Annotated in this window: 9 protein-coding genes; 5 read left to right on the top strand and 4 right to left on the bottom strand. The window is 59.0% G+C overall.

What is annotated here, in order from left to right; genetic code table 11:
• Nucleotides 1-16 precede the first annotated feature (16 nt).
• The gene (locus ACZ445_RS14540; RefSeq protein WP_464708579.1) at nucleotides 17-1,000 is read right to left on the bottom strand and encodes a hypothetical protein; all 984 of its coding nucleotides are present in this window, start codon (nucleotides 998-1,000) and stop codon (nucleotides 17-19) included.
• 162 nt (nucleotides 1,001-1,162) lie between these two features.
• Between ACZ445_RS14540 and ACZ445_RS14545 the strand changes: the two genes are divergently transcribed.
• The gene (locus tag ACZ445_RS14545; protein ID WP_092243375.1) at nucleotides 1,163-2,017 is read left to right on the top strand and encodes a LysR substrate-binding domain-containing protein; all 855 of its coding nucleotides are present in this window, start codon (nucleotides 1,163-1,165) and stop codon (nucleotides 2,015-2,017) included.
• Nucleotides 2,018-2,487: 470 nt separating this feature from the next.
• On the opposite strand, the gene ACZ445_RS14550 is transcribed toward ACZ445_RS14545, so the two are convergent.
• The 3 genes from ACZ445_RS14550 to ACZ445_RS14560 form a co-directional block, all read right to left on the bottom strand.
• The gene (locus tag ACZ445_RS14550; RefSeq protein WP_464708581.1) at nucleotides 2,488-2,730 is read right to left on the bottom strand and encodes a hypothetical protein; all 243 of its coding nucleotides are present in this window, start codon (nucleotides 2,728-2,730) and stop codon (nucleotides 2,488-2,490) included.
• Nucleotides 2,731-3,107: 377 nt separating this feature from the next.
• Nucleotides 3,108-4,358, bottom strand: a complete 1,251-nt coding sequence (locus ACZ445_RS14555; protein ID WP_464708583.1) for a tyrosine-type recombinase/integrase — start codon at nucleotides 4,356-4,358, stop codon at nucleotides 3,108-3,110.
• A gap of 152 nt (nucleotides 4,359-4,510) precedes the next feature.
• Nucleotides 4,511-5,425 (bottom strand): LysR family transcriptional regulator, encoded by a 915-nt coding sequence (locus tag ACZ445_RS14560; protein ID WP_003230110.1) that lies wholly within the window; start codon nucleotides 5,423-5,425, stop codon nucleotides 4,511-4,513.
• A gap of 247 nt (nucleotides 5,426-5,672) precedes the next feature.
• Between ACZ445_RS14560 and ACZ445_RS14565 the strand changes: the two genes are divergently transcribed.
• The 4 genes from ACZ445_RS14565 to pgm all read left to right on the top strand — a co-directional run bounded on the left by ACZ445_RS14565 (nucleotide 5,673) and on the right by pgm (nucleotide 11,977).
• Nucleotides 5,673-6,695, top strand: coding sequence for a zinc-dependent alcohol dehydrogenase family protein (locus ACZ445_RS14565; protein WP_058425954.1), 1,023 nt, complete (start codon nucleotides 5,673-5,675; stop codon nucleotides 6,693-6,695).
• Between the two features lie 704 nt (nucleotides 6,696-7,399).
• Nucleotides 7,400-8,824 (top strand): hypothetical protein, encoded by a 1,425-nt coding sequence (locus ACZ445_RS14570; RefSeq protein WP_179028659.1) that lies wholly within the window; start codon nucleotides 7,400-7,402, stop codon nucleotides 8,822-8,824.
• Nucleotides 8,821-10,227 carry an aminotransferase-like domain-containing protein gene (locus ACZ445_RS14575; protein ID WP_058425952.1) on the top strand — a complete coding sequence of 469 codons (1,407 nt, stop codon included), beginning with the start codon at nucleotides 8,821-8,823 and terminating at the stop codon, nucleotides 10,225-10,227. The genes ACZ445_RS14570 and ACZ445_RS14575 overlap by 4 nt, the downstream gene beginning before the upstream one ends.
• 106 nt (nucleotides 10,228-10,333) lie before the next feature.
• A complete protein-coding gene (gene pgm, locus ACZ445_RS14580; RefSeq protein WP_058425951.1) occupies nucleotides 10,334-11,977 on the top strand; it encodes a phosphoglucomutase (alpha-D-glucose-1,6-bisphosphate-dependent) in 1,644 nt (547 codons plus the stop codon).
• The last annotated feature ends 48 nt before the right edge of the window (nucleotides 11,978-12,025 follow it).

The raw sequence follows: 12,025 nt of genomic DNA on the forward strand, positions 1-12,025 counted from the left end.
TCATTCGCTCCCTAATTCATAGTGGTGGGAGGTACTGGGCGATCTGGTAGCGGACCGAACCATCGCCGCTGACGAGTTCATCCAGCACGGTGCAGTTCCCGTGCAGTGATCTGACGCGGCGGAACTGGTCTGGTGTGTATTTGATGCAGCTGTTGGTCAGTAGGTAGCCGCGCTTCTGCAAGTGCTCCGCCGGTTGCAAGGTGACGGCGATATGCAGCAGCTCACCTGCGATGGTCAGGCGCAACAGGGTGGTTTCGTGATCGCCCGCGGGAACGAAGCCCTGCTGGCGAGCAATCAGTTGCGAGAAGCTCAGCATGTGGGGATTGGCGTAGAAGGCATGGATGCAGTGTTCTAGGCCCTCTTCATAGACCTGCATCTCCGAGATGATGCAGGTAGTGTCATCTGCCAAGGCCTGGATCAGGCGCCCAGTTGCGAGTGGCGACTCGTTGCCCTCCTGGAAGCCAAGCATGGTGATCAGAGTGAGATCCTGGTCATGGCGCAGGGTGTCATGCGTCACGGTTCGGTAGTCGGCCGCCAGATAGTTAAAATTTGCTGGGTCGGCGATGATTGGAATCACCGCGTCGCGCATGGCGCCTTCGGATGTCGCGTTGATGTCGATCGCCGTGTAGCGCACGGCCGTCGCAGCTTGCGCGATCTGGGTAAGGATGTACGAGGTCTTGACCGGCTCCGGCCCCAGTTCGACGTAGTGAACGCGTTTGCCACGGCTCATATGAACCAGGCGTTGGGTCAGTTGTGCCAGAAGACTCTTTAGTGAGCCATGGCCCTGTGCGTCTGCACAGAGTCCGTTCGTACTGATGCCCTGCTCATTGAGGGCGCGCATCAACATGAAGATCTGGTGGTTGATGCGATGATCCTGCTGATGCCCCGCCGCATTCTTCAACGTCGAGTACTTGGCGTGGTTCTCGACGGTCCAGATGGCTTGGCCCTGATACTGGTTGCAGCGCGTGAGCGCATCGACGACGACATTGTTCAAACTCATCCCCATGGCTCCGTGCTGTGAGTCGCGTGGCGGTTTCACCCTTGTTTGAGCACAGTTGGCAGGTAGAGGATCTACCTTGACCGAACCATAGGCGGGGGGAAAAATGCTGTACAGCCGAATAAAGTGAACCGGTAATTCGAGACGACGAAATCAGGTGACCCTATGGGAAAAGGCCTAGATGTCGATGTACTGAGAACCTTCCAGGCCGTGGCGCGACTTGGCCGATTCAAGGCGGCCGCCGATTACGTCCACCGCAGCCCGTCGGCGGTGACAACGCAGATCCAGCGGTTGGAGGAGAAGCTCGGGCGGCAACTTTTTTTGCGCAGCAACCAGGCCGTTGAACTGACCCCGGCGGGGCGGCAGTTGCTGGGGGAGGCCACGCGCTTCTTGATGGCGCACGACCGGCTATTAGCGACACTTTCACTCCAGCAGATGACGGGAAAGGTGCGTCTGGGCGTTCCCGACGGTTATGCTGCGGATCTCATGAGCGACTTCCTGCCGGTGTTTGTCGTCAGCCACCCGCAGCTGGAGCTGGAGGTCGTGGCGCGATCCAGTGCGGAGCTCATCGATCTGTTTGCGCGGCAACATCTGGATCTGACGCTGGCGGTCAGTGGTGAGGAGCTGGCGCAGGGCGAAAGGCTCTGTTCAACGCGCCCTTGCTGGGTGGCGGCGCCAGGCTTCACGCACGACCCTAATCGCCCGCTGCCTCTAGCCCTGCAACTAAAGGGCTGCCCGTATCGAGAAGTGGCACTGTCGGCGCTCAAGGCACGGGGCATTTCGTACCGCATCTTGCTGGAGAGTGCGAACTGGCATGCGGTGTTGGCGTGTATGAAGAGCGGGCTGGCAGTTGGCGTCGTCGAGGAACTGGACGCCGGTGATATGTCGCTTGGGCTCGCGGTGGGGCTGAATCTTCCTGCTCTTCCTGAGCACCAGGTCTATCTGCTTACAGATAGCTCCCATCATGCCGCCCTGCATTTGCACGGGCTGTTGAGATCAACGATGCAGCAGGCTGGGTAGATGCGGGGCACTAGTCATCTTGGTGTTTGACCCAGATGTATTTCCCAGTGCGTCATCGTGCCCCGACGCCTATCGAGCAGGTCTCCCCGCGCATTCCCTGGTGGTTTCACCGTCAATCACCTCAGGGCACCAGTGTCTCACCGGACGCGCAGTCTGGCCGGGAGTTGACCTACGTACTGGATGGGGGTCTGATCTGGTCACGGGGGGTAGGCCCGATCAGCATTTTGTACTGGGCATGTCCTACATGATTACCGACGGGGATGTGCATTTCGCCAGTGGCCAGAGCAACAGGGCGATCAAGCTGCTGTGTGTCTTCATCGATGATGAGAACAAGCCGGTGGCTAGGGTGATTGGGAGTCCGGAGGCTCGGTAGGGGAGCTTGGTGCCTGGCCAAATAGCAGGTCCGCGCGCCGTTCGCGGACCTGCGATGATGGCCCTGTCCATTGCAGGCGAGAAATGCCGTCAGCCGCTCAATCGGGCAGGCCGACGCTGATCTTCTTCAGCGCCATTAACGTATGCCTTACAGCTGGAAGTTCGAAGTCTTCACGATCGACCTCATCATGAGTACCCTTGTTGAAATAGCTCCAGATGAGCTGATTGTTTGGAACGGCGAGGACTTCCTCAAATCCTGTAGATATGCTCGCCCACGATGCGCCAGTTAGCATTCCTCGCTCGCTCCCTAGCTGGATTCCCTTGAGCAGAGCTTTGCTCAATGCTCCGAGCTCTGGTTTGTAGGTGGGAGGGCCAACCGGAACAGATAGAAAGCTGAGGTCCCGTGCTTTGCCATAGAGCTTTGCCGTACCTACGCAACCGGGAAGGTGACCTGAACCTCTGGTTGTTATTACCCATACTGCGCCAGCATAGGTATAAGTTTGTCGGCACTCCCGCAGTGGTTACGGGAGATAAGGCGCTCGCATGTGAACTCGCACCAGTGATCGCGTCAAGACTGGGATACATAATTGCTGCAACAATGGAATCTGGCTTCACATTGCGCCGTTCGATGTTCGCTGTGGACGACTAGACGCCGTTCAACTGCCAAGCCATGCCCGTCAATCCAGCCCAGAATCCTGTCCATCGAAAACGTTTGATCTCAAGCGTTTTGACGCAACTGATCTAGGTAGTTCGCCCATTGTTGGGCAGCCTCTCGGCGTTGCGTCAGCAATTGAGCCCGTGCATACACAGCCCCCAACGCACCTGGCATCCGGTGGGACAAGGACAGTTCGAGCACGATTGGATCAATACCCAAGTGCTCGTGGGCAATGGTTCTGTAGGTCGCACGAAAGCCGTGAGCTGTGATGCCGTACTCCGGCCAGATGCGCTGAAAGGACTTGAGCATGGAGGTCGGGTTTATGGGGCGTCCTGGATAGACCGGTGAGGCGAACACCCAGCCTTTGCCTTCTTCATCCACCACGCGGGTTTTATGTAGCTCGCGTAAAAGAACCAAGGCTTGTTCAGGCAACGGCACGATGTGTTTGCTCTTATCCAGATGCTTGGTCTTGCTCACCACATAACGCCAATCGGCGCCTACCAAGTCGACATCTTCCCAGCGCATCTTCACCAGTTCGCCAGGTCGGACCGGCAACATGACCAGCAAGCGCATTGCAGCGGCAACGCTGCCGTCGTTGAGGTCATCTAGACGCAGGAGAAACCTACCCAGGTCTGCAGGCCTTTCGATCGCTGGGTTGCTGGTCACGACATGACGGATTTTCAACTCCTCAATGTTGCTGAGCGCCACATTGCGTTCCACCCATCCGCGCCCCTCGGCAAAGCCCAGAACGGCACGGATGATGGTACGCACACGTCGGGCCATGGCCATGGTGCACTGGCGGCGCAACTCCGTAATGATTGTGGTGATGTGCTCCAACTTGATCTCGCTGACCGGCTTTTTACCAATCGCAGGAAAGATGTGGTTGTTCAGCGCTCCGTTAAATCCCGAGATGGACTTGGTCACCAGTTCGGCAGACTTGAACGCAAGCCACTGCTTGGCTACGTACTCGAAGGTGCGCTCTTCATTAAGCAACTGCGCTTCGATTTTGGCGGTCCTGGCTTTGAGCGGGGCGATGTGGTTGGCCACGTCACGGCGTGCACTACGGGCAATATCGCGGGCCTCTTTCAGCCCGATGTCGGGGTAAGCGCCGATGGAGAAGCGGTTCTCCTTGCCGTGCAGCCGATACTTCAAGCGCCAGAACTTGGAGGGAGCTTTGCCGACCTTGCTCGACGCCCTCACCTCCAAGTAGAGACCAGGGACTTCGCCATCAGCGTGTTTGCCGGGTTCGGTCAGCGAGCGGATGAAGGCGTCGCTGAGTTTTCGTTTGAAAACGACTGCATTTTCTGAGGGCATCGGTGGGGGCATCCTTTTTAAGGAACCGAAATTTGCCCCCAATTGTGCCCCCACCTGCTTCGGAACTCAGTGGATTTAGATAAACGGCAATGGACTTGAAAGTCGTATAACAGGTTGTTATAAAAGGCTTTTTGGAGTTCTGTGGAATTCAGTTACAAACTCTCGGGGTCCCCAAAAAACATCTGAATCCGCGACCGCAACCACCGCTCTCCCGGGTCGTTATCCTGCGACCCACGCCACGCCATGTGAAGTTCGAAGCTGCGCACCGGCAACGGCGGATCCTCCGCCCGCAGCCCACCCGCAGATGTCAATGCCTCTGCCGCATAATCCGGCACGGTCGCCAGGATGTCAGTACCCGCCAACAACGTCCCCAGCCCGTTGAATTGGGGTACCGCCAAGACCACGTGACGTTTGCGGTCGAGCTTCTCCAGTTCTTCGTCAATAAACCCACTCAGGTCGCCGGCAAACGACACCAGTGCGTGTGGCCGCGAGCAGAAGTCGTCGAGGCTCAGGGAACCCGGCACGCTGTCGGCACGCAGCAATTTCGGCAGGCTGCGGCGCAACACTTTGCGTTTGGCGTTGGCGGGGAGGTCGGCGGTGTAGCTGACGCCGATGGAGATTTCGCCGGAGGCCAGCAAGCCGGGCATCAGGATGTAATTGACGCGACGCACCACCAGCACGATGCCGGGGGCTTCGGCGCGCAGGCGTTTGAGCAGTTGCGGCAACAGGGCGAATTCGACGTCGTCGGACAGGCCGATGCGGAACACCGCCGTGCTGGTGGCCGGGTCGAACTCGGCGGCACGGCTGACGGCGGTGGAGATCGAGTCCAGGGCCGGGGAGAGCAGGGCGAAGATTTCCACCGCCCGGGCCGACGGCTCCATGCTGCGACCGGTGCGCACGAACAGCGGGTCATCAAACAGCCCGCGCAGGCGCGACAACGCCGCACTGATGGCCGGCTGGCCGAGGAACAGTTTCTCGGCGGCGCGGGTCACGCTGCGCTCATGCATCAAGGTTTCGAATACGATCAAGAGGTTAAGGTCGACACGACGCAGGTCGTTACGGTTCATCTTGTGTCCTGGAAGAGTCAGCAAACTTGACGAGAGCAGCCATATAAGAAGAATGACCGGCATGAATCTTACGGGTAAAGGCTGTTACTCTGCACAGGAAAATTGAGTTTTCTTACAAGCTCTGAGGTCTATTCCTCAGTTGCGGAATCAATGACAGGCATGTCGACTATTAATGGCGACCGGTGGTCTTACCCGCAAAGCCCAGATAGAGTTCATGGCATTAGAGGTTACTTTGACGAGGTTTGCGATGTCCCGCACGATCCGTTTTCACAAGTTTGGTCCGGCCGAGGTGCTCAAATGCGAAGAGCATGCAACCGCGCAGCCCGCACCGGGCGAAGTGCAGGTGCGTGTCGAAGCGATTGGCATCAGCTGGTATGACATTCTGTGGCGCCAGAACCTGGCGTCTTCCCACGCACGCTTGCCGTCCGGCCTTGGCCATGAGATGGCCGGGGTGGTGGTCGCCGTCGGCGACGGTGTGGATGATTTGGCCGTGGGCGACAAAGTCGCCAGCTTTCCAGCGGAAAGCCCCAATGATTACCCGGTGTATGGCGAGCAGATCGTCCTGCCCCGTTCGGCCGTGACCCGCTATCCGGATGTGTTGAGCCCGATTGAAGCCAGCGTGCACTACACGCCGCTGCTGATTGCCTATTTTGCTTATGTGGATCTGGCCCGGGTCAAGCCTGGGCAGTTTGCCCTGGTGACGGATGCCAGTCACTGTGCTGGCCCTTCCTTTGTGCAACTGGGCAAGGCCCTGGGTGTACGGGTGATTGCCGCGACCAAGGACAGCGCGGAGCGCGAGTACCTGCTGTCCCTCGGTGCGGAGAAGGTCATCGTCACAGAAGAGCAGGACCTGCTCATGCAAATCAACAAGTTCACCGACAACCGCGGTGTCGACGTGGTGTTCGATGGCTTGGGCGGCCCGCAGATGTCATTGCTCGGCGATGTGCTGGCACCGCGTGGCAGCCTGGTGCTGTATGGCTTGCAAGGCGGTAACCAGACGCCATTCCCGGCGTGTGCAGCGTTCCAGAAGAACATTCAGTTCTTTGTGCACTGCATTGGTAACTTCACCGGCAAACCCGAACTGGGCATCATCCAGGATCAGGTGGCTTTGCAGCGCGCCCTGCGGGATATCAACCAACTGACCGCCGACCGCGTGTTGGTGCCGCTGAAGACCACGGTGTTTCCCTTCAGCCAGTTCGTGGAAGCGCACCGCTACATGGACGAATGCCCGTGCCGCGAACGCGTTGCGTTGCAGGTTGAAGCTGTTTAGGGCGTAGGAAGATTCTTAAACCAGTCTTCCTAGCACCCGCCGCATGAGGTAAATGCCCCATTTGACAAGGTTGAACCTGCACAGCCCGCCAGGTATCCAGCTGGCGCTTTAGCCCATAAATCCGGCCTTTCTCTCCTACGCCGCCCTGGAATCCAGCGCGGCGTCTTTGTGCGCGCGTGATTAATGCAGGCGATGGTGGTTTATCTGCACTGGTTTTCGGTCAGGTTCTGTATCTATTAATCATTATTCCAGCACTGATAATTGAGCCTTCACTTTCATCTCAAGGACTGAGCAATGATTGAATATCCGACACTGCAATCGCGAGTGCTCGAAGCAGAGACTGCTGCGCTTGTTTGGAATCAGGGAAGTAGATGTATTCAGGGCGATCCTCAATCCAATAAGTTGGAAAGTTCGTGCTTTTATTTGTCAGACACGTCTTTGATTGACTGGTTAAAGGCGTGTAGGAAGTTGTCGGAATATTCCTAGGTTTTCAGCTCGGCCGCGCTTTGGCCTAGATAAATCTAGGGGTAGAGGGTTTAAAGGCTGGGCTGATACCCGGGAATATCCGTGTCGTTTTGTTGCGCGATGCTACTGTTTATTTAGCGTTTCACAAAGTGATGCGGAACTTTCTATGCGCGTAATAGATCGGGCAAATACGCTCAGTAGTTGCTCGAAACTGACATTTCAACTCAGGTAGTAGAACGATGAGCACTATTCACGAACAGGCTATGAATTATGTTTACCAACAAGTTTTGCAGCGTTTGATCGGGCACTTAAATCGTGCGGAGCGAACAGCGCTCCAGTTGTTGGTCCAGCGGATTGTCGTGGCCGCGGGTGGTATGGAGCAAGTGGGAGAATACAAGGTATTGATGGCCCATGGTGGAGGCGAAGTCAGCAGCTGTACCTTGGCATTGCTGCGTGCTGCACAGCTGACCATCGCCGGGCGAGCGCCACGAACCTTCAAGTTGCGGGTGGCAACGTTGCGCCATTCGGGTATGACCGACAGCAGGCTCGACAGCATCAATCAGGGTTACGGGCGCTTGTTCCTTCACGATGATCCGAGGGTGGAAGTGCTGATGGTGGAGAACCAGGAAGTATTGCCCTTCAACCATCAACGGCCGTCCTCTGCCATGGGGCGAGAAAACAGCCAGCGCAACATGCTGATGATCGGCCACCTGAGTTCAGGTGATTGCCGTGCCACTTTGTGCAGCGACACCTATCTGGCACTCGGGGATTTCTACCAGCGGGTGACCACCTGGAATGGCGGGGTGCACGCACTGGTCAGTGGTGACTCCCCGCGCAAGCAAGGGCAGTTTCTGGCCTGGCTGAAGAAAACCGCCCAGAGCGCCGGCGTTCCGATCCCCAGCACCTGGCCGTTGTCGCTCACCGGGTTGTTTGCGCGCATGGACGAGTGGAGCACCAGTTACTACCGCGAGGTGTACGGTGAACACTATGTCGCCAGTGCCAACCCCAGCAAGACGGGTCACCGTCACTTGGCTTACATCAGCATTGCCGACCTGCTAGAGGATGTGGATACGCAAGTGTCGCCGATATTGACTGAATTCATGGCGTTTGCTCCCGACCCGCTTGGATTTCATTTCAGCCATCCTGGCTACTCCAATCCTCTGATGATGGCTCATCTGCGTGGCTTGCAGGCCCGCTGTCTGCGGGACCTTGACTACGAAGAGGGGGTACAGGGCTTTATCCGCCAGGCCTCGCAGTTCCTGCGTCGCCAGCACTTGCCCGAGGAGTGGCTGGCGCAGGTTGGCATCGGTGCAGACGCTGCCCTGCCAAGTGCCGCCGCGCAGCAGTTCTTTGGGTTGGATGAAACACAGTTGGTATGCCTGCTGTTCTCGCCGTTTATCCACCATGGGGAGCGGCTTGAAGGTTATTTGCGTCAATGCCACCCCGGCATGCTGGTGGCCTTGCCTGAGTTGCATAAGGTTCTGCAGGGCAAGCAATCGGCCGATATGTTGCAGCAGTGGGTCAGCGACACCAGTGGCCTGCCGATGCCCTTGTTGCAGCACCTCTACCGCAAGCGTCCGGTGCCCAACGCGGGTGGTAAATCGCGCAGTGCTGGCGCCATGGCCCATGGCAACACACCCGCTTGCCAATTGTCCGGGCGATGACACTGCGCGGCGAGCGACAAGCGGACTTCGCGTATCAGGCGGTCTACCGCTACATGATCAACCTGATCAATGAAGTCAGCAGCGATACCCGAGTAAAACTGCCATCGCTGCGGCAATTGGCGAGGCGGCTGAACGTATCGATCTCGACCATTCAATACGCCTACTCGCTGCTGGAGAAGGAGGGCAGGGTCTACTCGGTGGCCAAGTCGGGTTATTACGCTTGGCCGCTTTCAGCAAGTACGGTGGCAGGGGGGAGCGGCGATTTGCTTGACCGGCTCTACGCGGCGGCACGCAGCCCGTGCATGGCGGTGTTCAGCGGCGATGAGCCGGCGTTGCTGGCTTCGCTGGATGGGACCCTGTTGCGCCTGGAGCGTGAGCTGGTGCGCCAGTACCCGCGTCATCTGCAACCCTGGTCACAGCCGTGCGGCGTATGGGAGCTGCGCGCTGCACTGGCCGCGCGGTACACCTCGTCGCCCACGCGTTGCTGGCATGCCGACGACATCTACATCGGTGCCGACCTGCGCGGGGTGCTGGATATCCTGATAGAGGTGCTGGGTCTGCGGGGAACCACAGTGATTGTTGAATCCCCCTGCGACTGGCTGATTTTGCGCCTGTTCCAGGATTGCGCAGTGCGCATCATCGAGTTGCCCTGGACCCCGGAAGGGCGCCTGGACCTGACGACCCTTGACCAACTGTTGCGCGATGAGCCGGTGCACTTGGTATTGCTGTCGTCAAAGGTCAGCCTGCCATCAGGCAATGCACTGCCTGCCCACGACCGCCTTAGCGTGGCACAGATGCTGGACCGGTACGGTTGCTGGCTGCTGGAAAACGACACTTTTGGCGAGCTGGGTTTCAAGGAACCCCAGGCGGCGTTGCGTGAATGGGTGAACCCGGAGCGCCTGATGGTGTTTTCCTCGTTCGAGAAAATACTGGGAGCGGAAGCGCCCTACGGCTATCTGTTGTCACGGCGCATGAGCAGTGAACTGCAGCGCCAGTTTTTGCTGCGCTCGTTCCGCTTGTCGTCAATCCGCCAGCGCGCCATCGCCCGCCTTTATCAGAGCGGGCGAATAGACCCGCACTTGCGGGCGTTACGCCAACTACTGCAGGCGCAAGCGGCTGAAATGAGCGGGCGCCTTGAGCAGCATCTGGGGCAGCAGGTGAGTTATCGGATGCCGGCTGCCGGGGCGGCGTTCTGGCTGGGCTCCACCCAGGCCGTCGACATGCGCCAGGTATTCAAGCGCCTGCTTGCCCAACAGGTCGTGGTTGCACCGGGTGAGCTGTTCAGTGTCAGCGGCCTGCATCATCAGCACTTGCGCGTGAGCCATACCTTTCATGGGCAGCCCAACCTGGAGATCGCCTTGGCGGCCATAAGCGAAGCGCTGCGTCAGGCTCAAACGGGATGACCGCGTGAAGTTTCTCTTACTGTTGTAGGATCGATACCGTCGCGCAGCAGTCCAACTCTCAGTAAACTGCCATTTTTTTCCGAATCCTTCTTTCCGAGGTTTATGCATGACAATCAGTCCTTTTGCGGGCAAGCCGGCGCCAGCCCAGTTGCTGGTGGATATCCCGCGACTGGTTACGGCCTACTACACCGGCCAGCCTGATGCAGCAATCTCCACTCAGCGCGTGGCGTTCGGTACGTCCGGGCACCGCGGCAGCTCGTTCGAACTGAGCTTCAACGAGTGGCATGTGCTCGCCATCAGCCAGGCCATCTGCCTGTATCGCGAAGCCCAGGGCATCAACGGCCCGCTGTTTGTCGGCCTGGACACCCATGCGTTGTCGACGCCTGCCGGTGCCAGCGCCCTGGAAGTGCTGGCCGCCAACGGCGTGCACGTGATGCTCGCCGAAGGCGATGAATACACGCCGACCCCGGCCATTTCCCACGCCATCATCTGCTACAACCGTGGTCGCACCAGCGGCCTGGCTGACGGTATCGTCATCACGCCGTCGCACAACCCGCCGCAGAGTGGCGGCTACAAGTACAACCCACCCAATGGCGGCCCGGCCGACACCCACGTGACCAAGTGGATCGAAGCCAAGGCCAACGAGCTGCTCGCCAACAAACTGGCCGGGGTCAAGCGCATCACTCACGCGCAGGCGCTCAAGGCCGACACCACCCATCGCCACGATTACCTCAACAGCTACGTGGCCGACCTGGTCAACGTGATCGACATGGACGCTATCCGCAGCGCCGACCTGCGCCTGGGCGTAGACCCGTTGGGCGGAGCAGGGGTGCGCTACTGGTCGGCGATTGCCGAGCACTACCGCCTGAACCTGGACGTTGTGAACACCGAAGTCGACGCGACTTTCCGCTTCATGAGCGTCGACTGGGACGGCCAGATCCGCATGGACCCGTCCTCCAGCTACGCCATGCAAGGCCTGATCGGCCTCAAGGAACGGTTCGACGTGGCCTTCGCCTGCGACCCGGACCATGACCGTCACGGTATCGTCACCCCGTCCGGCGGCCTGCTGGCGCCGAACAACTACCTGGCGGTGTCCATCGACTACCTGTTCCAGAACCGTCCTGACTGGCGCGCGGACGCTGCGGTGGGCAAGACCGTGGTCAGCAGCGGCTTGATCGACCGCGTGGCGGCCCGTATCGGTCGTCGCCTGTACGAAGTGCCGGTCGGCTTCAAGTGGTTTGCCGATGGCCTGTTCGAAGGCTCGCTGGGCTTTGGCGGCGAAGAAAGCGCCGGCGCCTCGTTCCTGCGCAAGGACGGCACGGTCTGGAGCACTGACAAGGACGGCCTGATCCCGGCGTTGCTGGCAGCGGAAATGACCTCGCGCAAAGACCAGGACCCGAGCCAGATCTACCGTGGCCTGACTGACGCCCTGGGTGAGCCGTTTGCGATTCGAGTGGACGCCAAGGCCACGCCGGCGCAGAAAACCTTGCTGGGCAAGCTGTCGCCCGACCAGGTGACCTCGACCGAGCTGGCCGGCGAACGCATCCAGCAGATCCTCAGCCACGCGCCGGGCAACAACCAGGCGATCGGCGGCTTGAAGGTGATGACCAAAAACGGCTGGTTTGCCGCGCGGCCATCGGGCACCGAGGATATCTACAAGATCTACGCCGAGAGCTTTATCGGTGACGATCACCTCAAGCAGTTGGTGGAAGAAGCGCAGGTGCTGGTCGACGGCGCCATCTCCGGATAACGCCGTAATAACAATGTGGGAGGGGGCTTGCCCGATAGCGGTGTGTCA

The organism is Pseudomonas allii (genome assembly GCF_055380095.1).

Bases quoted from the DNA above. Each gene is read 5' to 3' on its own strand.
- ACZ445_RS14570 (WP_179028659.1), top strand. From the start codon at position 7,400: ATGAGCACTATTCACGAACAGGCTATGAATTATGTTTACCAACAAGTT.
- ACZ445_RS14555 (WP_464708583.1), bottom strand. From the start codon at position 4,358: ATGCCCTCAGAAAATGCAGTCGTTTTCAAACGAAAACTCAGCGACGCC.
- ACZ445_RS14560 (WP_003230110.1), bottom strand. From the start codon at position 5,425: ATGAACCGTAACGACCTGCGTCGTGTCGACCTTAACCTCTTGATCGTA.
- pgm (WP_058425951.1), top strand. From the start codon at position 10,334: ATGACAATCAGTCCTTTTGCGGGCAAGCCGGCGCCAGCCCAGTTGCTG.
- ACZ445_RS14545 (WP_092243375.1), top strand. From the start codon at position 1,163: ATGGGAAAAGGCCTAGATGTCGATGTACTGAGAACCTTCCAGGCCGTG.
- ACZ445_RS14575 (WP_058425952.1), top strand. From the start codon at position 8,821: ATGACACTGCGCGGCGAGCGACAAGCGGACTTCGCGTATCAGGCGGTC.
- ACZ445_RS14540 (WP_464708579.1), bottom strand. From the start codon at position 1,000: ATGAGTTTGAACAATGTCGTCGTCGATGCGCTCACGCGCTGCAACCAG.
- ACZ445_RS14565 (WP_058425954.1), top strand. From the start codon at position 5,673: ATGTCCCGCACGATCCGTTTTCACAAGTTTGGTCCGGCCGAGGTGCTC.